Origin of the sequence: Alsobacter metallidurans (genome assembly GCF_014636935.1) — a bacterium.
GTDB lineage: Bacteria > Pseudomonadota > Alphaproteobacteria > Rhizobiales > Beijerinckiaceae > Alsobacter > Alsobacter metallidurans.
Genome location: NZ_BMES01000001.1, coordinates 1,339,660 through 1,363,501 on the forward strand (window position 1 = coordinate 1,339,660; position 23,842 = coordinate 1,363,501).

Sequence of the window (23,842 nt, forward strand, 5' to 3'; positions counted from 1 at the left end):
CTTTCAAAGCCGAAACGAAAAAGCCCCGCGGCTCGCGTCGCGGGGCTTTTTTCGGTGAGCTCTGGCCGTCAGCCGCGTTTGCGCATCGCGTGCTCGACCTCGCCGACGACGCCGCGTCGGAACAGCAGCACGCAGGCGACGAAGATGCCTCCGATCAGCACCGTGACCGGGAAGTCCAGCGCCGCGAGATAATTCTCCAGCGTGACGACGATCAGGGCCCCGATCACCGGCCCGAGCATCGTGCCGATGCCGCCAAGCAGGGTGATCAGCACGACTTCGCCGGACATCTGCCAGGTGATGTCGGTAAGCGACGCAAGCTGGAACACCAGCGACTTCACCCCGCCCGCGACGCCGGCGAGCCCCGCCGAGATCACGAAGGCGATCAGCTTGTAGCGCTGCACGTCGTAGCCCAGGGAGATCGCGCGTGGCTCATGCTCGCGAATGGCCTTGAGGATCTGGCCGAACGGCGAGTTGACGATGCGCCAAAGAGCGAACATGCCGAACAGGAAGATCACCAGCACGAAGCTATACATCGCGAGCGGCCGGTTCAGGTCTATGAGGCCGAACAGCGTGCCGCGCGGAACGCCCTGGATACCGTCTTCGCCGCCCGTGAAAGGCGACTGCAGCGCAATGAAGAACACCATCTGCGACAGCGCCAGGGTGATCATCGAGAAGTAAATGCCCTTGCGCTTGATCGCCAGGTAGCCGATCAGCACGCCCAGGGCGCCGCCACCAATGCCGCCGAGCACCACGCAGAGCAGCGGATCCAGGTGCCAGACCTTGGCGGCATGGGCCGAGATGTAGGCGCCCGTCCCGAAAAACGCCGCGTGGCCGAAAGACAGCAGCCCCACATAGCCGATCAGCAGGTTGAAGGCCGCCGCGAACAGCGCGAAGCACATCAGCTTCATCAGAAACACGGGGTAGACGCCGAAGGGTGCGATCACCAGCGCGATCACGAGGCCGGCGGCGGCCACGCGGCCCCAGGTCTCGCCGCTCGTGGAGACGCCGGCCGGGCCGGTGGATGCGGTCGTCGCAGTCATCTCATTCTCCCCGACCGAACAGGCCCGCAGGGCGCACAAGCAGCACGATCGCCATCACGACGAAGATCACGATCGCGGACGCCTGCGGATAATAGACCTTCGTGAGCCCTTCGAGCACGCCTAGCATGTAGCCGGTGACGATCGCCCCCATGATCGACCCCATGCCGCCGACCACCACCACGGCGAACACCACGATGATGAGGTTCGACCCCATCAGTGGGCTCACCTGGTAGATCGGCGCGGCCAGCACGCCCGCGAAGCCCGCAAGCGCGACGCCGCCCGCATAGGTGGCGGTCACCAGCAACGGAACGTTGATGCCGAACGCCTGGACCAGCGCCGGGTTCTCGGTCGCGGCGCGCAGATAGGCGCCGAGCCGGGTTCGCTCGATCACGAACCACGTCGCGAAGCACACGACCACGGAGGCCACCACAACCCAGCCGCGATAGATCGGCAGGAACATGAAGCCGAGATTGACGCCGCCCTGCAACTGCGGCGGCGGCGCATAAGGCTGGCCGGAGGAGCCGTACCAGTGGCGGAACATGCCCTCAATCACGAGCGACAGGCCGAAGGTCAGCAGCAGGCCGTAGAGCGGGTCGAGCCCCGCCAGCCGTCGGAGCGTCGTTCGCTCGATGATGACGCCGAGGATCGCCACCGCGAGCGGCGCCAACGCCAGCGCAGCCCAGTAGTTGACGCCGAACTTCGTCAGCGCCAGCCAGGCCGCGAAGGCCCCGAGCATGTAGAGGGCGCCATGGGCGAAGTTGATGACGTGCAGCATGCCGAAGATGACTGCGAGGCCAAGCGAAAGCAGGGCGTAGAAGGACCCGTTGATGAGCCCGATCAGCAGCTGCCCGTAGAGCGCGGCGGTCGGGACGCCGAAGATGGTCGTCATCGCCTCACACTCCCAGATATTCGTGCAGCGAACCCATGCGGGCGCTGAGTTCCGTGGTCGCGAACGTGTCCACCACCCTGCCGTCCTCCATCACGAAGAACCGGTCGGCCAGCTTTGCGGCAAAACGGAAGTTCTGCTCCACGAGCACGATGGTGTAGCCCTGCGTTTTCAGCGTGCGGATCAACTCGCCGATGCGTTGCACAATCACGGGCGCGAGACCCTCGGTCGGTTCGTCGAGCAGCAGCACGCGCGCGCCCGTGCGCAGGATGCGCGCGATGGCGAGCATCTGCTGCTCACCGCCCGAGAGCTTGGTGCCGGGGCTGTTGCGACGCTCCTCCAGGTTTGGGAATATGCGGTAGATGTCGGCGATCGACATGCCGCCATCGGCGATCTTGGGCGGCAGCGACAGGTTTTCGTCCACCGAAAGGCTGGCGAAGATGCCACGCTCCTCGGGCACGTAGCCGAGACCGGCCCGCGCGACCTTGTGCTGCGGCAGCGCCAGCAGGTCCTGTCCCCGCAGCGTGATCACGCCCTTGCGCTTGCGCACGATGCCGATGATGGAGCGCAACGTGGTGGTCTTGCCCGCGCCGTTGCGGCCCAGGATCGTAATGGTCTCGCCTTCGCGCACGTCGAGCGATACGCCGTGCAGAACATGACTTTCGCCGTACCAGGCCTCGAGGTCGCGAACTTCGAGCAGCGGCTCCGAAGCGGTATTCTGCGCCTGCATCAGGCCTCCTCCATCCCCATATAGGCCTCGCGCACGCGCGGGTTCTCCGAAACGGTCGCGTAGTCGCCCTCGGCGATGATCTCGCCGCGCTGCAACACCGTGATCGTGTCGCAGAGGTTGGAGACCACCGAGAGATTGTGCTCCACCATTAAGATCGTGCGGCCCACCGCGGCCTTGCGGATGAGCTCGACTACACGGTCGATGTCCTCGTGACCCATGCCGGCCATGGGCTCGTCGAGCAGCAGCATGGTCGGATCCAGCGCCAGCGTGGTGGCGATTTCCAGCGCACGCTTGCGGCCGTAGCTCAGGTCGACGGCGGGCGTATCGGTGTAGATGTCGAGCTTGAAGTCGGCGATCAGCTCGCGCGCCCGGGCGTCGAGCTGTCGCAGCACCTTGTCCGAGCGCCAGAACTGTGTCGCCAGTCCGGCGCGCCGCTGCAGCGCCACGCGTATGTTCTCCAACACGGTGAGATGCGGGAACGTGGCCGAGATCTGGAACGACCGCACCAGCCCACGCCGCGCCACGGCCGCGGGCTGCTCCCGCGTGACGTCGACGCCGTCGAAGCGGATCGTCCCGCTCGACGGTGTCAGGAACTTGGTCAGCAGGTTGAAAACGGTGGTCTTGCCCGCGCCGTTCGGGCCGATCAGCGCGTGAATAGATCCGCGCTTCACCGAAAGGTTCACGTCCTTCACGGCGAGAAAGCCGAGGAACTCCTTCGTGAGCCCCTGGGCCTGGAGGATGGTGTCTGGCGCCGTCATTCAGGCAGGCCCCGCGTGCTGGGAGAACTCGTGGAACGCCCTCTCCCGCGAGCGGGAGAGGGCAGGCGCGCGGATCCGGTTACTTGGTGGCCGGGCAACCGCTCTCGGCGGCCGTGAAGAACGCCTTGTCGCCCGGGATGGTCGAGAGCAGCTTGTAGTAGTCCCACGGCTTCTTGCTCTCTTCCGGCTTCTTGACCTCGAAGAGATACATGTCGTGGATCATGCGGCCATTGGCCAACACCTTGCCGTTGCGGCCAAAAGCGTCGTCCACGGGCAGCTCCTTGAGCTTCGCCGCCACCTTGTCCGGATCTTTCGAGTCGGCCGCCTTGACGGCCTTCAGGTAGGAGAGCACGGCCGAATAGGTGCCGGCCTGGATCATGTTCGGCATCCGCTGCGTGCGCTTGAAGAAGCGGTCGCTGAACTCGCGCGAACGATCGTCGAGATCCCAGTAGAAGCCCTCGGTCAGCACCAAGCCGCTCGATGACTTGAGACCGAGGCCATGGACCTCGGCGAGCGTCATCAGGAGGCCGGCGAGCTTCTGGCCGCCCGCCATGAGGCCGAACTCGGCCGCCTGCTTCACCGAATTCGTGGTGTCGAGGCCCGCATTGGCGAGGCCGACCACCTTGGCCTGCGAGGCCTGCGCCTGAAGCAGGAAGGACGAGAAGTCGGTGTTGTTGAGCGGGTGCTTCACCGCGCCCAGGACCTTGCCGCCCTCCTGCTTCACGAGCTTGGAGGTGTCATCCTCGAGCTGGTAGCCGAAGGCGTAGTCGGCGGTGAGGAAGAACCAGCTGTCGCCGCCCGCTCGGGTGAGGGCGCCGCCGGTGCCGACCGCCAGCGCGCGGGTGTCGAACGCCCAGTGGAAGCCGTAGGGCTGGCAGGCGTCGCCGGTGAGCCGCGACGTGGCCGCGCCGACCACGATGTCGATCTTCTTCTTCGTCTTGGACAGCTCATGCACGGCCAGCGCCACCGAAGAAGTGGTCAGTTCGGTGATCATGTCGACATTGTCGACGTCGTACCACTGGCGGGCGATGTTGGAGCCAATGTCCGGCTTGTTCTGATGGTCGGCCGACATGAGTTCGACCTTCTGGCCGAGCACGGAGCCGCCGAAATCCTCGATCGCCATGCGGGCCGCCTCGACGGACCACTTGCCGCCGTAGTCGGCGTAAACGCCGGACTGGTCGTTCAGAATGCCGATCTTCACGCCGTCAGCCGCTTGGGCGGACACTGCGCTGGCCAGCGCGAGCGCGCCGAACGCAGCCGAGAGTGCCAGAGTCTTGACGGCGGCGGCCGCCGAGGATGCGGTGCGTATCAATTGACGTCCTCCTGAAAGCGCCGGGGGATGGCGCTGTCGTTGCGGCGGAGCCGCGATCTTTTTGTTGGTCTGCTACCCGCCACAAGCGGAGCGGCTGAGCGGAGGATAGTGCGGGGATTGGCGCTGGCAACAGGCGTGAGGTGAAAACCCCGTGCGTTTTTAGGCGTTTCTGCCTGCCGCGTCGGCAAACTAGACGAAAGTCGTAGAATGGCCGGGTCGCGCGCTAGGATGGCGCCGCGATCTCTCGGGAGTGGCCCAACCCACTCTCACCCTGCGCGTCCACGAATGCGAGCATCAGGTTGCTCAGCCCGGCCTCGTCGACCAGAAGCGCCGCTTCGTGCGGCGTCATCCAGGCGAGCCGACGCACCGCCGCCTCGCGGAACACCTTGAGCTGTTTGGTCACCCGCAGCGGAAAAACCTGCACACGCACCAGCACGAAGTGCTCCTTCATGCGCTTCCAGTACACATAGGAGCCAAGCGGCTTCTTGCCTGCCTTGCCCTTCAGGCCGGCCTCCTCAAGGGCTTCCTGTGCGGCGGCCTCGTGCGGCTTCTTGCCCTTCATGGGCCAGCCTTTGGGAAGCACCCAGCGTCCCGTGTCGCGGGAGGTCGCAAGCAGCACCTCGAGCCGGCCTTTGCGCTCCCGAAAGGGCAGGGCGGCGAACTGCGTCAGGGCTGCGTCGTCAGTTCGCACGGCGATCCGTCTCCTCCTCCTTGGCGGCGGAGCCAGCCTGCATGAAATCGAGTAAGCCGGCCATGCAACGCCTCCGCTCTCGCCGCGTTTCAGCCTGCATATTGGCCGATTCCCCGGAAACCATGCGCCCCATGCAAAACTATATTGAGGAGTCGCACGCAGTGGCCGGCGAGCCGGCCGGAGCGGAGCCGGGCGCCGCCAGGCGTGCGCTGGTGCTCATCAACCCGAACAGCCGGCGCGGCGCGGAAGCGGTCGACGAGGTTTCGCGCAGGCTCGAGGCAGGCGGCCTCGCTCTTCAGGTTGAGACGTTCACCAGTCCAGAGGAGGTCTCGTCCGACATCGTCCGCCGCGCTCCCGAGGTGGATTGCGTCGTGGTGTGCGGCGGCGACGGCAGCGTCAACGCGGCCGGGCCCGGGCTTCTCGAAACGCGCCTGCCTTTCGGGATCGTGCCGCTCGGCACCGGCAACGATCTCGCGCGCACCCTCGGCATTCCGGAGGACCTCGGCGCCGCGATCGACATCATCACGGCGGGAAAGGAGCGGACGATCGACATCGGGCTCGTCAACGGCAAGCCGTTCTTCAACGTTGCGAGCCTGGGCATTTCGACCGATCTCGCCCACACGCTCACGTCGGACATCAAGCGGCGCTTCGGCCGTCTCGGATATGCCCTCGCGGCCATGAAGGTGCTGACGCATGCGCGCCCGTTCACGGCGACGATCATGAGCAAGGGCGAGCCGATGCGCGTGAAGACCTACCAGATTGCGGTTGGCAACGGCCGCTACTACGGCGGCGGAATGGCGGTCGCCGAGCATGCGACGATCGACGACCACCACCTCGATCTCTACAGCCTCGAGCTTAGTAGCGTTTGGAAGTTCGCCCTCATGCTGCGCGCCTTCAGGGCCGGCTCCCACGGCGCCTGGGAGGAGGTTCGCACCGTCCGGTGCACGGAGTTCGAAATCCATACGCGCAAGCCACGCCCCGTGAACTGCGACGGCGAGATTTGCGCGCATACGCCGGCAAAGTTTCAGGTCGTCCCCAAAGCCCTGCGGGTCTTCGCGCCATAACGCCCGATTCTCCGCCACTCTCGTCTCGGAAGCCCTGGTTCTCGGGCTCACCAGGGCGAATGATTCTGTAGGCGCGCTTCCGGATGGCCGGCAGCCAATCCGGACGTGAAGGCGGCGGGCGTCGATCCGATGCAGCACTACCTGCAGTTTGGCGCTTTGGAGGGCCGGAGCCTGGGCGGCGTCAGCTGATCTCCGGAGCATGACGTCTGGGGGCCGGAGAGGAAACCCTCCGGCCCCTCTCGTTAGAGCGCGCCGGGCTTAGGCGGCGAATTTCAGTCCAAGGATCCCGGCCACGATCAGGCCGATGCAAACGAAGCGCGCCGCGGTGGCGGGCTCGGCGAACAGGACCACGCCGAGGATGGCGGTGCCGACCGCGCCGATCCCGGTCCAGACCGCATAGGCGGTCCCGATCGGCAGCTCCTTTAATGCGATGCCGAGCAGGCCCAGGCTTATGCCCATGCTCGCCAATGTGGCGATGGATGGCCACAGGCGCGTGAACCCCTGGGTGTATTTCAGCCCGATGGCCCAGCCGATTTCAAAAAGGCCGGCAAGGAGCAGATACAACCAGGACACTCTCGCCTCCATCGGGCCGCTACGGATTGGGTGCGATGCTTATGCGAGCAGAAGCGGACGGCAGGCAAGCCGACAGGATTTTTCGCACTCAGGCCCGGCGCGGCGCCTGGTCGCGGGCAGGCCCACTTTCGACCGCCCGGGGGCGCGTTTCTCCTCCCCCAACCGGGGGCTGTGGCGCCGACGGCACGCACCTTCGGTTGCGGTGAACACTGGCCCAGATCATGCAACGCTCGCGCTGGACCATGGTAGCATCGGTCCAGTCGGGGGTGATTCGATGCGGACACGCATACTACCCTTCGGAAAGTCGGTCGCGGTACGCCGCCGCCGCCCGCGCGCCACGTGGCAGCCGCAATCAGTTCCCAGCTTCTTATGGGAGCCAGGATGGGCGAGCAGTGCCGGTGTCGCCGACGCAACCCTTGTCCGCTCCAAAGGTTATCGCTGCGTTGAGGCGCTTGAACCCGCGGGTGCAAATGTCATCGAACATTGACCTCTTCACGACATACGCGAGATCGTATGAATCCCGTCGCGAAACCGAGATGTCCTTGCAGGACTACCTGGAAGGATGCCGCGACGACCCGATGATGTACGCCAGCGCGGCGGAGCGGATCCTCGCCGCGATCGGCGAACCCGAGATGCTCGACACGTCGCGGGATGCGCGGCTCGGCCGGATCTTCATGAACCGGACGATCCGGGCCTATCCGGCCTTTGCCGAATTCTTCGGCATGGAAGAGACGATCGAGCGCATTGTCGCCTATTTCAGGCACGCCGCGCAGGGGTTGGAGGAGCGCAAGCAGATCCTCTACCTGCTCGGGCCGGTCGGCGGCGGCAAGTCGTCGCTGGCTGAGCGTCTCAAGGCGTTGATGGAGAACCATCCCATCTACGTGTTGAAGGCCGGAAACGACCTGAGCCCCATCTTCGAAAGCCCGCTCGGGCTGTTTGATCCCGAACAGATGGGCAAGACGCTGGAGGAGCGCTACGGGATTCCGCGGCGGCGGCTTACCGGGCTCATGAGCCCTTGGTGCCTGAAGCGGCTGGACGAGTTCGGCGGCGACATCTCGAAGTTCAAGGTCGTGAAGGTGAACCCCTCTCGGCTGCGCCAGATCGGCATCTCAAAAACGGAGCCGGGAGACGAGAACAACCAGGACATCTCGTCCCTGGTCGGCAAGGTCGACATCCGCAAGCTGGAGCACCTGTCGCAGAACGATCCCGACGCCTACAGCTACTCGGGCGGCCTCAACCGGGCCAACCAGGGCATGCTCGAGTTCGTCGAGATGTTCAAGGCGCCGATCAAGATGCTGCATCCCCTGCTGACGGCCACGCAGGAGGGCAACTACGTCGGCACCGAGAATATCGGCGCGATCCCGTTCCAGGGCATCGTCATGGCTCACTCCAACGAGGCGGAGTGGCAAAGCTTCAAGACCAACAAAAACAACGAAGCCTTCATCGACCGCATCTACGTCATCAAGGTGCCGTACTGCCTGCGGGCAACCGAAGAGCAGAAGATCTACGAGAAGCTGATCCGCGGATCGGAGCTCGCCGGCGCGCCCTGCGCTCCGGCCACGCTGGAGATGCTGGCCCGCTTCGCGGTGCTGTCGCGGCTGCGCGAGCACGCCAACTCCAACGTGTTCTCGAAGATGCGCGTGTATGACGGCGAGAGCCTGCGCGAGGTCGATCCGCGCGCCCGCTCGCTGCAGGAATACAAGGATGCGGCCGGCGTCGACGAGGGCATGGAGGGCATCTCCACGCGCTTCGCCTTCAAGGTGCTTGCGGCGGCCTTCAACCACGACACCACCGAAATCGCGGCCGATCCCGTGCACCTGATGTACGTGCTGGAACAGACGGTTCGGCGCGAGCAGCTGCCGGAAGCGGTGGAGAAGCGCTATCTCGAATTCCTCAAGGCCGAACTCGCGCCGCGCTATGCGGAGTTCATCGGCCACGAGATCCAGAAGGCGTACCTGGAGTCCTACCACGACTACGGCCAGAACCTCTTCGATCGCTATGTCGACTATGCCGACGCCTGGATCGAAGACCAGGACTTCAAGGATTCCGATACCGGGCAGTTGCTCAACCGGGAGCTGCTCAACCAGGAGTTGACCAAGATCGAGAAACCGGCGGGCATCGCCAACCCCAAGGACTTCCGCAACGAAGTCGTCAAGTTCGCGCTGCGCTCGCGGGCGAGCCATGGCGGCAAGAATCCCTCCTGGACCAGCTACGAGAAGATCCGCGACGTCATCGAGAAGCGGATGTTCAGCCAGGTCGAGGAGCTTCTGCCGGTGATCAGCTTCGGGTCCAAGAAGGACTCCGACAGCGAGAAGAAACACGCCGACTTCGTCGCCCGCATGACCGAGCGCGGATACACCGAGCGCCAGGTGCGACGACTGGTCGAGTGGTACATGCGGGTCAAGCAGGCAGGGTAGCCTCGTCCAAGCAGCGGTCGGTCTGATCGCATCAGATCGACCGCTCGAGCCACCCGGCCGGAGCGGAGCGAAGATGCACATCGTCGACAGACGCCTGAACCCGGGAGGCAAGAGCCTCGGCAATCGCCAGCGCTTCCTGCGCAGGGCGCAGTCCCTCGTGCGCAGGGCGGTGCGGGACCAGTCCCGCGACCGCTCCATCAAGGACATGGGCGAGGGCGGGGAAGTTTCGATCCCGTCCGACGGCGTGCGCGAGCCGTCCCTGCGCCGCTCGAGCGCGGGCGGCATGCGCGAGCACGTGCTGCCGGGCAACAAGCAATTCACCGAAGGCGACACGATCCCGCGGCCGCAGGGCGGAGGCGGGGGCTCCGAGGGCGCGGAGGAAGGCGGAGGCGAGGACGATTTTCGATTCGTGCTGTCGCAGGACGAGTTCCTGGACCTGTTCCTGGAAGACCTCGAACTGCCCGACCTCGCGAAGACGCGCGTGGAGGACCTGGAGAATCCGGCCTGGCGACGGGCCGGCTACTCCACTTCAGGATCGCCCGCGAACCTTTCGCTCACCCGCACGATGCGCAACAGCCTGTCGCGGCGCATCGCGCTCAACCGGCCGAAATCATCGGAAATGAAGGAGCTCGAGGAGGAGATCGCCCTCCTCGAAGGCCGAGGAGACGAGCCGGACCGCGTCGCCGCGCTGCGTGTGAAGCTGGAAGGGCTGGAGCGCCGGCGCAAGCTCATCCCCTTCGTTGATCCAATCGATCTGCGCTATCGCCAATTCGCGCCCTATCCCAAGCCGGTGGCCCAGGCGGTGATGATCTGCCTGATGGACGTTTCGGGCTCCATGACGGAGCACATGAAGGACTTGGCGAAGCGCTTCTATGCGCTGCTCTACATTTTCCTGAAGCGCCGCTACCGGCACGTCGAGCTGGTGTTCATTCGCCACACGCACACGGCCGAGGAGGTGGACGAGGACACGTTCTTCCACTCCACCGAGACCGGCGGAACAGTGGTGTCCACCGCGCTGGTGGAGATGCTGAAGGTGCTGCAGGAGCGCTATCGCCCCGAGGACTGGAACATCTACGCCGCCCAGGCCTCCGACGGCGACAACGCGCCCAACGACAACGAGCGAACGGTGTCGCTGCTGCAGAACCAGATCCTGCCCATGATGCAGTACTTCGCGTATCTGGAGGTGAAGCCCGAGGACGAGCCGCTGTCGCTCGGCCTCACCTCGCGGGCGAGCGACCTGTGGCGCGCGTACGAGGCCATGGACGACGCGGGCCCACGCTTCGCGATGCGCCAGGTCCGCCACCGCCGGGACATCTTCCCGGTGTTTCGTGAGCTGTTCCGCCGCCGCGGCCAAGGGGCCGAGGCGGAGCGTGTGGGGGCGTCCTGATGACCATGCATCTCATCCCCAAGCCGCTTCTGTTCCACAGCAACGACTGGGACTTCGACACCATCCGGCGCATCTACGACGCCTGCGAGCGCATCGGCGTGGGGGAGCTCGGGCTCGACGTCTACCCGAACCAGATCGAGACGATCACGGCCGAGCAGATGCTGGACGCCTATTCGTCCTCCGGCATGCCGCTGTTCTACAAGCACTGGAGCTTCGGCAAGCACTTCGCCCACCACGAGGCGGTGTACCGCCGCGGCTATGGCGATCTCGCCTATGAGATCGTGATCAACTCCAACCCGTGCATCAGCTACATCATGGAGGAGAACTCCGCCACGATGCAGACGCTCGTGATTGCGCATGCGGCGTTCGGACATAACCACTTCTTCAAGAACAACTACTTGTTCAAGCAGTGGACGGATGCGGACGGCATCCTCGATTACCTCGACTTCGCCAAGACCTACATTTCCGACTGCGAGGAGCGCTACGGCCATCTCGCGGTCGAGCGGCTGCTGGACGCCGCCCATGCGCTGAACAGCCAGGCGGTGCATCGCTATCCGCGGCGCTCGAAGCCGGACCTGCGCTCGGAGGAGCGGCGCGCGAACGAGCGGCGGGCGCATGACGAGCAGATGTTCAACGACCTGTGGCGCACAGTGCCCAGGACCGAGAAAATCCGCACCGGCAACCTCGACGAGGAGCGCCGCCGCGCCCTGCTGCAGCTGCCGCAGGAGAACGTGCTCTACTTCCTGGAAAAGACCGCGCCGAAGCTGGCGCCGTGGCAACGCGAGATCCTGCGCATCGTCCGCAACGTCGCGCAGTATTTCTATCCGCAGCGCCAGACCAAGGTGATGAACGAAGGCTGCGCCACCTTCGTGCACTACAAGATCATGAACCGCCTGCACGAGCAGGGGATGCTGGACGACGGCAGCTACTTCGAATTCCTGAAGTCGCACACCAACGTGACGTTCCAGCCGAAATACGACGATCCGCGGTATGGCGGGCTGAACCCCTACGCGATCGGCTTCGCGATGATGACCGACATCGAGCGCATCTGCACCGAGCCCACCGAGGAGGACCGGCAGTGGTTCCCGGAGATCGCCGGCAAGGGCGACCCCATGGGTGTTTTGCGCGACGTGTGGGCGAACTACCGCGACGAAAGCTTCCTGCTGCAGTTCCTCAGCCCCAAGCTGATGCGCGAATGGCGAATGTTCCACGTCGTCGACGACCCGGACCGTCCGGACCTGCGAGTTGACGCCATCCACGACGAGCGCGGCTACCGGCGCATGCGCCGCGCTCTGGCGCGCCAATACGACGTGGCGTGGATCGACCCCGACATCCAGGTCGTGGACGTGGACCTCGCGGGCGATCGGCGACTCATTCTGCACCACAACGTCGTGAACAAGATGCTGCTCGAGAGCGAAGACGCCAGCCGCGTGCTGCAGCACCTTGCCGACTTGTGGGGTTATGACGTGCTGATGAAGGAGATTGACGCCCCGACCGGCATGGTTCTGAAGGAACACCGGGCGAGCGCGCAGCCGATAGGACGGTGAGCCGCAGTGCTCCCGCCTTGAACCGCTGTTTCGAAACTCCAGGCGCGGAACAGCGTGACTGGAGAGATCAGCGCCTCGCGTTGTGCGCGCCGGCGCTAATGAACTTCCGCCCCCACCCCGCCGCGTGCCAGCAAATTTCGATAAGCTTTCGAAGACGCGTGCCTGAATTTCAGTCGTCCCATTCTGGAACATGATCGCAATCTTGCCGCAACTCAGGCGGAAGCTTTAGGGGTCGGTGGGACGGGGGTTCCTAACGAGGATCGGCCAAAGCCGGTCACGTTCCGGCTTGTCGATCTTCTGCCGTGTGGGAGAAGGTCATGGAATACCGCGAATTCGACAAACTGCGCGATGTCGCCGATGTGCGGGTCGCCGCCCGGCCGGTCTTGACCCGCCGCGAGCGGCTTGAGCGCTGGGCGACGCTGCTGGAACAGGATCCGGCGCGCAGGTTGCGCTCGCTGGGCGAAATCGAGACCAAGACCGCCGCCGAGCGCGTGCAGATGCGTTCGCCCGACTCGCCGCTGACGGTCGCTTTCGAGGACAAGATCCTGCGGGCGGACGGGCTGGCGAGCGACCGGTTGGGCGACGCGATCGACTACTTCGAAATGACCGACGATGACGCCCATCGTCTCCTCTGCTCCTGCATGAATGGCTGGACGATGTCGGCCGGCAAGGTGGCGCGCGGCGTACGCAACCTCGCCAACCCGGACACGCGGCTCCAGAGCGCCGCGTGGGTGGTGGCCGGCGCATTTTTGGTCACGCCCGTTCTGATGCTGTTTTTTGGCTGAGGCCCGGCTCCGGGCCGTCCGCCAGGATGGTCCGGACGCTGCGTCGTCACTGCCCGGATCCACTGGCGCGCTCGGGCGTTGAGGGGCCTCCAGCGACAGGAGATCCCATGGCCGCCCAGACCCAAACCGACAAGCCGCAGTCGCTCGGCAAGTTCACGGTGACGCCGAGCGACGGCGTATTCCACATGCGCATCGAAACCGAGGAGGGCGCGGTGCTCGACCTCACGGCGACGCGCGACCAGATCGACATCCTCGCCGACGCGCTCGACGACATGCTCGCCGAAACCGAGGAAGATGACGCGGTCGAGGATTGATCGTCGCGTCGCCGCACCTGCGTCAACAAGAAGGGGCCGCCCTCGCGGGCGGCCCCTTCTTTGTGAGTGTTTGGCAATTACCCGTCGTTCTCGGCGTTCAGGTCCTCGGGCCTCAGGCCTTCGTCCGCCGCGCCGCGCAGGCGCACGCCTGGCCCGTCGTGGAACTCGACCCCGGCTGCGCCGAGCGCCGAGATCAGCCGCATCGTCACGGCCTCGTCCGGGCTGATCGGCGCCCCGCCGCGAGCTTCGATGTCCGCTAGCGCATCCAGGCTAATGCCGGCGCGCTCGGCCGCGTCCTCACGGGAAAGGCCCGCCAGCACGCGTGCCGCCCAGACCTGATTTCCCGTGAACATGGCGCGGACCCTCTCAGAAACGGACCGTGGCGTTTTCACCGCCATTCGGTCTTTCTCCCGTCGTCACCGCTTTCAGGTAGCCATAGGCGTACAGCATGGTGCTGGAAGGGCTGTCCCAGTATTCGGCCCCCTCGACCTTCACCTTGATGAGCCCGATCTTGGGGTCCTCGGCGCCCTTGGGGAACCAGGTCCGCATGGCCTCGCTCCAGAGTTCCTTAGTTTTTGCCGTATCCTGGATCACCTCGGCCACGCCCGAGATCGAGACGTAGTTCTGTTTGCTCTCGTCCGAGTAGGTGACCAGAACCTGCGGGTCACGGCGGATCTCGATCACCTTGGGCGAGTCGATATCCGTGAAGAACCAGAGATTGCCGTCGAACTCGACCGTCTTCGTGCCCATGGGCCGAGAATGCAGATGGCCGTCCTCGCCACGCGTCGCCATCATCGCGATATGGGCGTCCTTGATCAGGGACAGAACCTTGTCCCGAGCCGCCTGATCGTCTCTCTTCTCCACCATTGGGAGCTCCCGTTTCGGTTGATGCGTGTGGCCTGACAACCCATGCGCCCCGGTACGGTTCCGCTATTCCGTCCTGCTCCCAGGCGATGGATTCCGATCGCCATGCGGGCTAAGCAGGGGAGGGGGCGCAAGGATCTCGGCGAAGGAACAGCCATGGGCGACTGGATCAAACTGACCGCGTCGGACGGCGTCACGATCGACGCCTATCGGGCCCAGCCGACGGGAACGCCCAAGGCGGGGCTCGTGGTCCTGCAGGAAATTTTCGGCGTCAACGACCACATCCGCCGGGTGGCGGACGGCTTTGCGGCCGAAGGCTATCTGGCGATCGCGCCGGCGCTGTTTGATCGCGTGCGGCCGAAGATCGAACTCGGCTATGGGCCGGACGACATGAAGCAGGGCGTCGACATCCGGGCGCAGACGACGCTCGAAGGCGCGCTCGCCGATACGGCGGCCGCCATCGAGGCGGTGTCCGGGGCTGGCAAGGTGGGCGTCGTCGGTTACTGCTGGGGCGGATCGCTCGCCTATATGGCGGCCGCACGCCTGTCGGGCGTCGCCGCCGCGGTCGGGTATTACGGAGGCATGATCGCCTCGAACCTCGGCGAGATCCCCAAGGCGCCGACAATTCTGCACTTCGGCGAGAAGGACAAGCACATCCCGCTCACGGACGTGCAGAAGATCCAAGAGATCTTCCCGCAGATGTCGGTCTTCGTGTATCCGGCCGACCACGGCTTCAACTGTGACGCGCGCGGCAGCTACCACAAGCCCTCGGCCGATCTGGCGCGGGCGCGCACGCTTGAGTTCTTCGCCGACAAGCTGGGGTGAGACGCTTGACGGTGCGGCTTACGACCCGGCCGCGTCCTGCCGGGCCGACCGGAACAGGCTCGCGAAAGCGACCAGCAAGGTGAGCGCCACGGCCGAGAACGCGGCCGGGTAGCCGCCGAAGGTCGAGGTGATCAAGCCGAAAGCCGCCGGACCGACCACGTAGCCCACGAATGTCACGATGGTAGCGCCCGCGGTGGTCTCGCTGACGCGCCCCTTCGGCGCATGGCGGGCGACCTCGGCGAGGTGGACGCCGTTCCAGCTCGACACCGTCACGCCCGCGACGCCGGCCACGACCATGACGAGCCAGAGCGGCCACGCGGCGGAGAGCGCGGCGAACGTCGCCATCGTGGCGGCGGCCGCGATGGCGTTGATGATGAGCGTACGGACTCCCGACCCCCAGCGGTCCGACACCCAGCCCAGCGCAACCCTGCCGAACACGCCCGTCGCCTGCATTACCGCGAAAACGAGCCCGGCAGTGACGAGGTCGTAGCCGAGCCCCACCAGCCAAGTCACAGTAAAAGCGAACAGCGAGCCCTGGCCGACCGCAAAGCAGCAGCCGGCTAGCGAGAGGCCGCGCAACGGCGGTGACGAAATCACGGCCCGCAGCGGCCCCAGCATGGTGTGAGGCGAGAACAAGACGCCAGGCCCGACCGGCTGTTCAGGATCGCGGTCCCGGTCCACGCTGGCTCGGATCGGCTGCACGATGAGCACGGTCGCGATCGGTACGAGGCCGACCAGGATCAACGCCATGCGCCAGTCCATCCGCTCCACGAGAAACGGCAGCGCCAGCCCGGCCAGGACGCCTCCCAACGGCACGCCGGCCTGCTTCAGGGAGAAGATCAACGTGCGGTGCGCCGGCGGCGCATGCTTCAGCAGGATGTCGCTTCCCGCGGGCGCGGATGGCCCGTAGCCGAGGCCCAGCAGCATGTTGGCGAGGAATGGCGCCAGGGCCCAGGGCGGCGTGAGAAGCGCCACGCCCGCGCCGCCGAGCAGTAGCCCGATTTGGAGCGTGCGGATCGGCCCGAAACGCCGGATCAGCGGGTGGCCGATCATCAGGAAGATGATGGAGCCGAACGTCCCCGCGCCCGCGATGGCGCCGATCGACTCCGGCGCGAGGCCGGTGGCGGCCGTCATCACGGGGGCGACCGTTGGGACGAGCCTGCTCAGAAACGCGCTGGTGGTCTGGATGCCGAGCGTCGCCAGCAGCGGCCAAAGCCAAAGGGCGGCGGACGGGGCGCGCGCCCGCACGCCCTCCGAATCGTTCATGCGCGGCGGCCCGATGCGCTCTTAGGCATGTGCGGAGGCGTCCGGCTGCAGGCGCCGGCCCCAGGCCACGAACGCGCCGTTGCGGAAACCGTCTTCGGCCTTGCCGTAGCGCAGCGGCCCGCCGTCCGGGGCGAGCACGTCGCCGCCCGCGGCCGCCAATACGGCGTGGCCGGCGGCCGTATCCCACTCCATGGTGGGGCTGAAGCGCGGATAAACGTCGCCGTCGCCTTGCGCGAGCATGCAGAACTTCAGCGCCGAGCCCGCCGTGAGCGTCGACGCGCAGGGGCGCGTCGCCAGAAACGCCTTGGTGTCGGGATCGAGATGCGAACGGCTCACCAGCGCGACCTCGCCCTGGCCGGGCGCCGAGCGGGCCCGGATCTCGCGGCGCTGCTCTTCGGCCGGCATGGATGCGCCGGGCGCGACGGCCATGACCTGCGCGCGTCCGCCGCCGCCGATCCAGAGCACGCCCTTGGCGGGCTGGTAGACGGCGCCGGCCACAGGGCGACCCGCCGCGATCAGGCCGATATTGACCGTGAACTCGCCATTGCGGTCGATGAATTCGCGCGTGCCGTCCAGGGGATCGACGAGCAGGAAGTCCTGCCCGCAGCGCGGAACGTTGCCGGACGACGCCTGCTCCTCCGAGAGGATCGGCGTATCGGGCATGAGCCGCGAAAGCGCCGGCAGGATCACGGCTTCCGCAGCGAGGTCAGCCGCCGTCACCGGGCTGCCGTCCGATTTGGTCGCGTGGGAGCAACGGCAGTAATGCTCCATGATCGCAGGGCCGGCCGAAACCGCGATCGCGCCCAGGGCTTCGGCCAGGGCGAACAAGTCCAGCGGAGCAGCGCGCGGGGGCGCCGAAGGGTGGGTCATCACGAACCTCTCCCGGGGATCGATAGCGCAAAGCGCTCGATCCAGGGAGAGCCCAATGTAAGCGCGCCGGACACGCGCCGCCAGTGGGGCGGGACGCGACGCCGAAACGTCGCTAACGCACGGCGCACGCCGGGGCGCGGATCAGAAGATCAGCTCGGGATCGTCGATCAGCGGATCCGGGTTGGCGAGCGTCACGAGGGCGTCGCGATCCTTGATGCGAATCGTCCGCCCCTGAACCTCGACGCCGTGGCGGGTGAGAGTGGCGAAGTTCCGCGACAGGTTCTCGGGCGTCATGCCGAGGCGCGCCGCCAGGGTGCGCTTGTCGAAAGGAATGTCGAACTCGCCCACGTCGCCGTGGCCCTTCTGCTCGCGCAGGATCCAGTTCGCCAGGCGCTCGACGCTGGTGCGCAGCTTCTGGCTCTTGAGTTCCTTCACCATGCCCCGGTAGGCGCCCGCGATCTCGTCCGCGACCGCATTGGCGAAGCCGATGTCGGTCCGCATGGTCGAGACTACGATTTCCGCCGGGATCATGAGGATCCGCGAGCTCTCGAGCGTTCTTGCAGCCGTCAGGAGCGGCTGCTGGCGCACAAGCGCCGCAAGAACGAAGGCCGTGACGGGACGGATGACGCCGACCGTCGTCTCGCGGTCGTCATGCCGCGCGAAAAGCTCGACCGAACCTTCGAGAACGATGTGGAGAAAGTCCGGAGACAGTCCCCGCTCGAAGAGCGTTACATGAGGAGGGAATCGCTGGAGAAAAGCAGGCTGGATGAGAGCTTCGAACTTCTCATCCTGCATGTTTTTGAACAGCGGCAGTGTTCTAATGTTGTCAGCGTCTACGCTTCGCACCCGGCGCCCCTTGTGATTTTTCGGGGAAGCAAACGATATTCGGCGGCATTGTCAACGAAGAAGTTCTCTGACTTGCATAACGATCAGGTCTGCGTTGCTGAATCTATACGCCGCCACCATTTATCGTTCGTTTGCGTATAGACGGTTGACGCTATACGCCAAGGGAAAGCTCCGTTGTGTGACCGTGCCCTGCTTCAGTCCGTTCCCTCGACTTGCTATCAGGTTCAACGCCGGATGACCGTTTTGGTCCGTTATGGCGCGCAGAAACTCAACCCAACGCGTATTTGGCAAGTTGGTTCCCGTGCTGACTGAAAATTCTGCAACCGATGGAAGGCGCCGCGATGAGCAGCCGAGATCAAGTTCACGTGGCGCCGGTGGGCGTCCTCACCGTTTCGGATCGCGCCAGCCGCGGCGAGTACGAAGACAAGGGCGGGCCGGGCATCGTGGCGGCATTGTCGGACATTCTTGGGTCACCATGGCGCCCGGTTGCGTGCGTCGTGCCGGATGAACGGGACCAGATCGAGGCTGCGTTGATCGATCTCGCAGAGCGGCAAGGCTGCAGCCTCATCCTCTCCACGGGCGGCACCGGCCCGGCGCTACGCGACGTGACCCCGGAGGCGACAGAGGCGGTCTGCGACCGCATCCTGCCCGGCTTCGGCGAACTCATGCGCACCGCGAGCCTGCGCGAGGTGCCGACCGCCATTCTGTCCCGCCAACTCGCCGGCACGCGAGGCCGGACACTGATCATCAACCTGCCCGGAAAGCCCTCGGCCATTCGCACCTGCCTGGACGCCGTGTTCGCGGCCGTACCCTACTGCGTGGACCTGATCGGAGGCGATTACTTCGAGACGAATCCGCAGCACTGCAAGGCGTTTCGCCCCAAGGCCTGACGGGACGCCGCAAACCGGTCATTGACTTTTTGCGCCGCAACATTCATATGCATCGTCGTACGTCGGCTATCGGCGAAACAGGCTGCGTGTGCGGATCGATCGATCCGACCTGCCGACCGTCTGGGTTACGGCTTCCATAGCGAAGCGGGGCCCTGGGCTTTCCAAAGACTTCCCTGAACACGCGGGGCGTCCTCCGACCGGAACGGTTCAAGCCGTCCCGGGCGTTCGAGTCCGACTCCTCTTGAACCTCCGTTCCAGGATTTTTCCTTGACCCTCTTTTCTGAAATGGGCCTCAGCCGCCCGATCCTCGACGCGCTTGCGGCCGAGGGCTACACTGCTCCGACCCCCATCCAGGCCCAGGCGATCCCGTCCGTTCTCGCCGGCAACGACCTCCTTGGCATCGCCCAGACGGGCACCGGCAAGACGGCCGCCTTCGCGCTGCCGCTGCTGCAGCGCATGACGGACAATCCCCGTCAGGTTGCCCGCAAGGGCTGCCGCGTCCTGGTGTTGAGCCCCACCCGCGAGCTCGCCAGCCAGATCGCCGAGAGCTTCCGCACCTATGGCAAGAACCTGAAGCTCACCGCCAGCGTGGTGTTCGGCGGCGTTCCGGTGAACCGCCAGATTCGCGAGATGGCCAACGGCGTCGACGTGCTCGTCGCCACGCCCGGCCGCCTGCTGGACCTTTGCAACCAGCGCGCCGTGGACCTGTCGAAGATCGAGACCTTCATTCTCGACGAAGCCGACCAGATGCTCGACATGGGCTTCATCCACGACATCCGTAAGCTGATCGCGATGATCCCGGCGCCGGCCCAGCGCCAGACGCTGTTCTTCTCGGCGACCATGCCGAAGGAGATCGCGGACCTCGCCGACCGGCTCCTCAAGAACCCCGTGAAGGTCTCGGTGACGCCCGTCGCCACCACGGCCGAGCGCGTCGACCAGTCAGTGCTGTTCGTGGACACGGCGCACAAGCAGGCGCTGCTGCACCTGCTGCTCACCAACGACGCCTCGATCGAGCGCGCGCTGGTGTTCACCCGCACCAAGCACGGCGCTGACAAGGTCGTCCGCAAGCTCGCGGCCGCCGGCCACAATGCGGCGGCGATCCATGGCAACAAGAGCCAGAATCACCGCGAGCGCGCCCTGGCGGACTTCCGCGCCGGCAAGTCGCGCCTTCTGGTCGCGACCGACATCGCGGCCCGCGGCATCGACGTCGACGCCGTGTCGCACGTCATCAACTACGACCTGCCGAACGTGCCGGAGAGCTACGTCCACCGCATCGGCCGCACGGCCCGCGCGGGCGCGGCCGGCATCGCGATCTCGTTCTGTGACCGCGAGGAGCGCGCCTTCCTGCGCGACATCGAGCGGGTGACCCGCCAGAAGGTCCCGCAGGCCGAACTCCCGGCCGGCCTCGCGGCCGCCGCCGAGGAAGAGGCCAAGCGCGCCGCCTCCATGCCGCGCGAGGAGCGTCATCGCGACGAGCGCGCCGGCGGCCAGCGCAACGGACGTGGCCAGCAGAACCGCAGCGGCCGCTCCGGCGGTCCGGCGCGTCCGGCCGGCCAGAGCCCGCGTCCGGCCCAGGGCGCACGCCCGGCTCAGGGCCAGCGCCCCGCCCAGGGTCGCCCCCAGGCCGAGCGCACCGGCGAGGCCCGCCCGCAGCAGCCGCGCGGCGAGCAGCGTCAGCGCCCCGCGCAGGAGCACCACAGCGCCGGCCAGCGTCAGGCTGAGCCGCGCCGCAACGGCGCCGCTGGCGGCCCGGACGGCGCCCGCGCGCTCGAGCTCTGGGGCAACGGCTCCGCCAACCGCACGCCGCGCCCGCAGGGCGGCAAGCCAAACGGCCAGCCGCGCCGCGAAGGCCGCCCGAGCCGCTGAGGCCGGGTGCTCACAGTCAGAACCCTCTCCCGCGTAGCGGGGGAGGGCAGGGAGGGGGTGGCCATGCGCCGCCCCCTTTTCTTTCCGTTGAATAAAGCCGCCGATGTGCGGCGTCGCGGTGCACACCCACTAACATGTCAGTTGACGCCGGCTCTAAACCGGTTAGGCTCTCCCCAAGGTTGAATTGGACCGTGGCGCCCCGCGCGACCGACGGCCAAAGGCGCGGCTCGCCGCGTCCATAAAACAGTCCTGGGGAGGACCTTGATGAGTAAGCTGCCGTTCGGCGACCTGTCGCGTCGCGATCTTCTGAAAACCACCGCCCTTGTCGCCGGCGCCGTCGCCGCGCCCGCGATCGTGTCGCGCGCAAACGCCCAGTCGAAGTTCGACTGGAAGCGCTTCAAGGGCGAGAAGATCGACGTCATGATGGTGAAGAACCCCCGGTCCGACCTGCTGCAGGCGGCCGAGAAGGAGTTCACCGCTCTGACCGGCATCGAGGTCTCGTCCGAGCAGATCCCCGAGCAGCAGCAGCGCCAGAAGGCGATGATCGAGTTCACGTCCGGTCGCCCGACCTTCGACGTCGTGCTCCTCGCCCTCCACGTCCAGAAGCGCCTCGCCTACAAGGGCAAGTGGGTGGACGACCTGCGGCCGCTCCTGAACAACCCCGAGATGACCAATCCGGAGTTCGATCTTGCCGACTTTGGCGAGGCCGGCATGAACTTCGCCACCCAGTCCGACGGCGCGATCACGACGATCCCGCACTTCGTCGATTTCTGGATGCTCTACTACAACAAGGAAATGTTCGCCCAGAAGGGCCTCGAATACCCGAAGTCCATGGACGAGATCGTCACTGCAGCCGCCAAGCTGCATGACCCTTCCAAGGGCGTCGCCGGCTTCGTGTCGCGCGGCCTGAAGAACGCGAATATTCCGGTCTGGACCAGCTGGCTGCTGGGTCAGGGTCTCGAGACCATCGACCCGAAAACCGGCAAGCTCAACACCGACGGCCCGGAAGCCGTGTGGGCGGCGGACTTCTACCGCAAGCTCAACAAGGAATACGCGCCTCCCGGCACGATTGGCTTCAACTGGAACGAGTGCCAGACCACCTTCGCGCAGGGCCGCGCCGCTATGTGGCTCGACGGCATCGGCTTCGCCACGCCGCTGGAGGATCCCACCAAGTCCAAGATCGTCGGCAAGGTCGGCTACGGCGTCACGCCGCCCGGCCCGAAGGCGCATCACTCGGCCATTTTCTGCGACGGCATGGGCATCGCCCAGGCGTCCAAGAAGAAGGGCGCGGCCTGGTATTACATCCAGTGGGCGACCAACAAGGAAAACCAGCTGGCCATGCTCAAGGCCGGCGCGGGCGCTCCCGGCCGCCAGTCGCCATTCAAGAACCCCGAGGGAGTCCAGTCGAAGACCTTCGCCAAGGACTACTTCGACTGCATGGCCAACTCGGGCAAGATCGGCCGTCCCGGCCTGCCGCAGATTATCCCGGTCACGGAGTTCCGCGACATCTTCGGCGTGGCGCTCACCAACACGCTGTCGGGCGCCGATTCGCTCACAGAGCTGAAGAAGGCCACCGAGACCTTCAAGCCGGTGCTAGAGAAGTCCGAGCAGGGCTGAGAATCAGAGCCGCTCGGCCTTAGGGCCGGGCGGCTCCGACCTGGATCGCGAGCCTCCGGCTCGCATCCTTCCGGCGGCGATGAGGATGCGAGCCAGTAGGCTCGCGGTCCGGGGAGGCCGCCGCGCTCCAGGACAGCACAAGAGAGCGTTCATGACTGAGACCACGGCCCCCGCCGCTCTCCCCCCCACCGTCGCGGCGACCCGCGCAACCACGCCGCCCAGTGGCAAGCCGCATGATTTCTCGCGGAAGTACTGGGTTTTCGCGATGCCGGCCGCCGTGATCATCTCGGCCGTGATCGTGTTTCCGTGGCTGTTCACGATGTTCATGTCCGTGCAGGACTGGAAGATCGGCGGCGGCATCGACTTCGTCGGCCTCGACAACTTCCGGACGCTGGCGGCCGATTCGCGGTTCCGCGAGTCGTTGTGGATCACCTTCTACTTCACGGTGCTGGGCGTCGTGCTGCCAGTGGTGCTCGGCACCGCCGCCGCACTGGTGTTCCACCGCGAGTTCCCCATGCGCGGCCTGCTGCGCACCATCTTCGTAATGCCGATGATGGCGACGCCCGTCGCTGTCTCGCTGGTGTGGAAAATGATGTTCCACCCACAACTTGGCGTGCTGAACTACCTGCTCCAGCAGGTCGGCATCGGTCCGTCCGAATGGGTGTTCAACCCCAACACGGTGATCCCGACGCTCGTGATGGTCGAGGTCTGGCACTGGACGCCGCTGGTCATGCTCATCGTGCTCGGCGGTCTCGCGGGCTTGCCCAAGGAGCCCTACGAATCGGCCGTGATCGACGGCGCCAACGGCTGGCACATGTTCCGCTTCATCACGCTGCCGCTGCTCTGGCCCTTCATCATGATCGCGCTGATCATCCGCACGATCGACGCGCTGAAGGCGTTCGACATCATCTTCGTGATCTCGGAAGGCGGCCCCGGCACGGCCTCCGAGACGCTCAACATCTTCCTCTACTTGCAGGCCTTCCAGTTCTACAAGATCGGCTACGCCTCCGCGGTGGTGGTCATCTTCTTCGTCATTATCGTGATGCTGAGCCTGCTGCTGCTCTACTCGCGCCAGAAAACGAAGTGGAACGCGTGATGGCGGTCATGATGCAGGCTTTCCTTGCCGTTTCCGCCGTCATCCCCGGCGCGCCGCAGGCGCGGAAGGGGGATCCAGAACACGGCCTGGCGACGGACTGGATCCTCTTCCCGGCGCTACGCGCCGCCGCGGATGACGGGAACAGGGACATGACACTCGCGACCGGAGCACGCCCATGAGCGCCATCGTCGGCTCGCG

General features: G+C 65.8%; 24 protein-coding genes. 12 read left to right on the forward strand and 12 right to left on the reverse strand.

Going from position 1 to position 23,842, the window contains the following annotated elements; genetic code table 11:
- Positions 1–68: 68 nt before the first annotated feature.
- From IEV99_RS05905 to IEV99_RS05930, 6 genes are all read right to left on the reverse strand, one after another.
- The gene (locus IEV99_RS05905; protein WP_188516757.1) at positions 69–1,040 is read right to left on the reverse strand and encodes a branched-chain amino acid ABC transporter permease; all 972 of its coding nucleotides are present in this window, start codon (positions 1,038–1,040) and stop codon (positions 69–71) included.
- 1 nt (position 1,041) lies between these two features.
- Positions 1,042–1,929 carry a branched-chain amino acid ABC transporter permease gene (locus IEV99_RS05910; RefSeq protein ID WP_188516758.1) on the reverse strand — a complete coding sequence of 296 codons (888 nt, stop codon included), beginning with the start codon at positions 1,927–1,929 and terminating at the stop codon, positions 1,042–1,044.
- A gap of 4 nt (positions 1,930–1,933) precedes the next feature.
- Complete coding sequence (locus tag IEV99_RS05915) at positions 1,934–2,656, reverse strand: ABC transporter ATP-binding protein (protein ID WP_188516759.1); 723 nt, start codon at positions 2,654–2,656, stop codon at positions 1,934–1,936.
- Positions 2,656–3,414, reverse strand: a complete 759-nt coding sequence (locus IEV99_RS05920) for an ABC transporter ATP-binding protein (protein ID WP_188516760.1) — start codon at positions 3,412–3,414, stop codon at positions 2,656–2,658. Before IEV99_RS05920 ends, IEV99_RS05915 begins: the two co-directional genes overlap by 1 nt.
- 79 nt (positions 3,415–3,493) lie before the next feature.
- Complete coding sequence (locus IEV99_RS05925; RefSeq protein WP_371875780.1) at positions 3,494–4,684, reverse strand: ABC transporter substrate-binding protein; 1,191 nt, start codon at positions 4,682–4,684, stop codon at positions 3,494–3,496.
- A gap of 265 nt (positions 4,685–4,949) precedes the next feature.
- On the reverse strand, positions 4,950–5,417 hold the full coding sequence (locus IEV99_RS05930) for an NUDIX hydrolase (protein ID WP_244643591.1): 468 nt from the start codon (positions 5,415–5,417) through the stop codon (positions 4,950–4,952).
- 131 nt (positions 5,418–5,548) lie between these two features.
- Between IEV99_RS05930 and IEV99_RS05935 the strand changes: the two genes are divergently transcribed.
- On the forward strand, positions 5,549–6,481 hold the full coding sequence (locus tag IEV99_RS05935) for a lipid kinase (protein ID WP_188516761.1): 933 nt from the start codon (positions 5,549–5,551) through the stop codon (positions 6,479–6,481).
- Between the two features lie 258 nt (positions 6,482–6,739).
- On the opposite strand, the gene sugE is transcribed toward IEV99_RS05935, so the two are convergent.
- A complete protein-coding gene (gene sugE / locus IEV99_RS05940; protein WP_188516762.1) occupies positions 6,740–7,054 on the reverse strand; it encodes a quaternary ammonium compound efflux SMR transporter SugE in 315 nt (104 codons plus the stop codon).
- 470 nt (positions 7,055–7,524) lie between these two features.
- Here sugE and IEV99_RS05945 point away from each other — a divergent pair, with 470 nt between their 5' ends.
- The 5 genes from IEV99_RS05945 to IEV99_RS05965 all read left to right on the forward strand — a co-directional run bounded on the left by IEV99_RS05945 (position 7,525) and on the right by IEV99_RS05965 (position 13,504).
- The gene (locus IEV99_RS05945; RefSeq protein ID WP_188516763.1) at positions 7,525–9,471 is read left to right on the forward strand and encodes a PrkA family serine protein kinase; all 1,947 of its coding nucleotides are present in this window, start codon (positions 7,525–7,527) and stop codon (positions 9,469–9,471) included.
- 73 nt (positions 9,472–9,544) lie between these two features.
- Entirely contained in the window at positions 9,545–10,858 is a 1,314-nt protein-coding gene (locus tag IEV99_RS05950; RefSeq protein ID WP_188516764.1) for a YeaH/YhbH family protein, read from the forward strand.
- Complete coding sequence (locus IEV99_RS05955; protein WP_188516765.1) at positions 10,858–12,405, forward strand: SpoVR family protein; 1,548 nt, start codon at positions 10,858–10,860, stop codon at positions 12,403–12,405. The genes IEV99_RS05950 and IEV99_RS05955 overlap by 1 nt, the downstream gene beginning before the upstream one ends.
- A 317-nt stretch (positions 12,406–12,722) precedes the next feature.
- On the forward strand, positions 12,723–13,190 hold the full coding sequence (locus tag IEV99_RS05960) for a hypothetical protein (protein WP_188516766.1): 468 nt from the start codon (positions 12,723–12,725) through the stop codon (positions 13,188–13,190).
- A gap of 107 nt (positions 13,191–13,297) precedes the next feature.
- Positions 13,298–13,504 carry a hypothetical protein gene (locus tag IEV99_RS05965; RefSeq protein ID WP_188517747.1) on the forward strand — a complete coding sequence of 69 codons (207 nt, stop codon included), beginning with the start codon at positions 13,298–13,300 and terminating at the stop codon, positions 13,502–13,504.
- 77 nt (positions 13,505–13,581) lie between these two features.
- Here IEV99_RS05965 and IEV99_RS05970 read toward each other — a convergent pair whose 3' ends face one another.
- Together IEV99_RS05970 and IEV99_RS05975 are read right to left on the reverse strand one after the other, a co-directional pair.
- Positions 13,582–13,857: a helix-turn-helix domain-containing protein gene (locus IEV99_RS05970; protein ID WP_188516767.1), complete on the reverse strand. Its 276-nt coding sequence runs from the start codon at positions 13,855–13,857 to the stop codon at positions 13,582–13,584.
- A 13-nt stretch (positions 13,858–13,870) separates the two neighbouring features.
- A complete protein-coding gene (locus IEV99_RS05975) occupies positions 13,871–14,371 on the reverse strand; it encodes a pyridoxamine 5'-phosphate oxidase family protein (protein ID WP_188516768.1) in 501 nt (166 codons plus the stop codon).
- A 153-nt stretch (positions 14,372–14,524) separates the two neighbouring features.
- Between IEV99_RS05975 and IEV99_RS05980 the strand changes: the two genes are divergently transcribed.
- Positions 14,525–15,193: a dienelactone hydrolase family protein gene (locus IEV99_RS05980; RefSeq protein ID WP_188516769.1), complete on the forward strand. Its 669-nt coding sequence runs from the start codon at positions 14,525–14,527 to the stop codon at positions 15,191–15,193.
- Positions 15,194–15,211: 18 nt separating this feature from the next.
- Here IEV99_RS05980 and IEV99_RS05985 read toward each other — a convergent pair whose 3' ends face one another.
- The 3 genes from IEV99_RS05985 to IEV99_RS05995 form a co-directional block, all read right to left on the reverse strand.
- The gene (locus tag IEV99_RS05985; RefSeq protein ID WP_188516770.1) at positions 15,212–16,459 is read right to left on the reverse strand and encodes an MFS transporter; all 1,248 of its coding nucleotides are present in this window, start codon (positions 16,457–16,459) and stop codon (positions 15,212–15,214) included.
- A gap of 21 nt (positions 16,460–16,480) precedes the next feature.
- Positions 16,481–17,329, reverse strand: coding sequence for a 3'(2'),5'-bisphosphate nucleotidase CysQ (cysQ, locus tag IEV99_RS05990; RefSeq protein WP_188516771.1), 849 nt, complete (start codon positions 17,327–17,329; stop codon positions 16,481–16,483).
- A 141-nt stretch (positions 17,330–17,470) separates the two neighbouring features.
- On the reverse strand, positions 17,471–18,175 hold the full coding sequence (locus tag IEV99_RS05995; RefSeq protein WP_188516772.1) for a helix-turn-helix domain-containing protein: 705 nt from the start codon (positions 18,173–18,175) through the stop codon (positions 17,471–17,473).
- 341 nt (positions 18,176–18,516) lie between these two features.
- On the opposite strand from IEV99_RS05995, the gene mog reads away from it, so the two are divergent.
- From mog to IEV99_RS06020, 5 genes are all read left to right on the forward strand, one after another.
- Positions 18,517–19,065 (forward strand): molybdopterin adenylyltransferase, encoded by a 549-nt coding sequence (gene mog, locus IEV99_RS06000; protein ID WP_188516773.1) that lies wholly within the window; start codon positions 18,517–18,519, stop codon positions 19,063–19,065.
- 267 nt (positions 19,066–19,332) lie between these two features.
- Positions 19,333–20,931, forward strand: a complete 1,599-nt coding sequence (locus IEV99_RS06005; protein WP_188516774.1) for a DEAD/DEAH box helicase — start codon at positions 19,333–19,335, stop codon at positions 20,929–20,931.
- A 264-nt stretch (positions 20,932–21,195) separates the two neighbouring features.
- Positions 21,196–22,548 carry an ABC transporter substrate-binding protein gene (locus IEV99_RS06010; protein WP_188516775.1) on the forward strand — a complete coding sequence of 451 codons (1,353 nt, stop codon included), beginning with the start codon at positions 21,196–21,198 and terminating at the stop codon, positions 22,546–22,548.
- Positions 22,549–22,699: 151 nt separating this feature from the next.
- The gene (locus IEV99_RS06015) at positions 22,700–23,644 is read left to right on the forward strand and encodes a carbohydrate ABC transporter permease (RefSeq protein ID WP_188516776.1); all 945 of its coding nucleotides are present in this window, start codon (positions 22,700–22,702) and stop codon (positions 23,642–23,644) included.
- The gene (locus IEV99_RS06020; RefSeq protein ID WP_188516777.1) at positions 23,644–23,823 is read left to right on the forward strand and encodes a hypothetical protein; all 180 of its coding nucleotides are present in this window, start codon (positions 23,644–23,646) and stop codon (positions 23,821–23,823) included. Before IEV99_RS06015 ends, IEV99_RS06020 begins: the two co-directional genes overlap by 1 nt.
- Positions 23,824–23,842 lie beyond the last annotated feature (19 nt).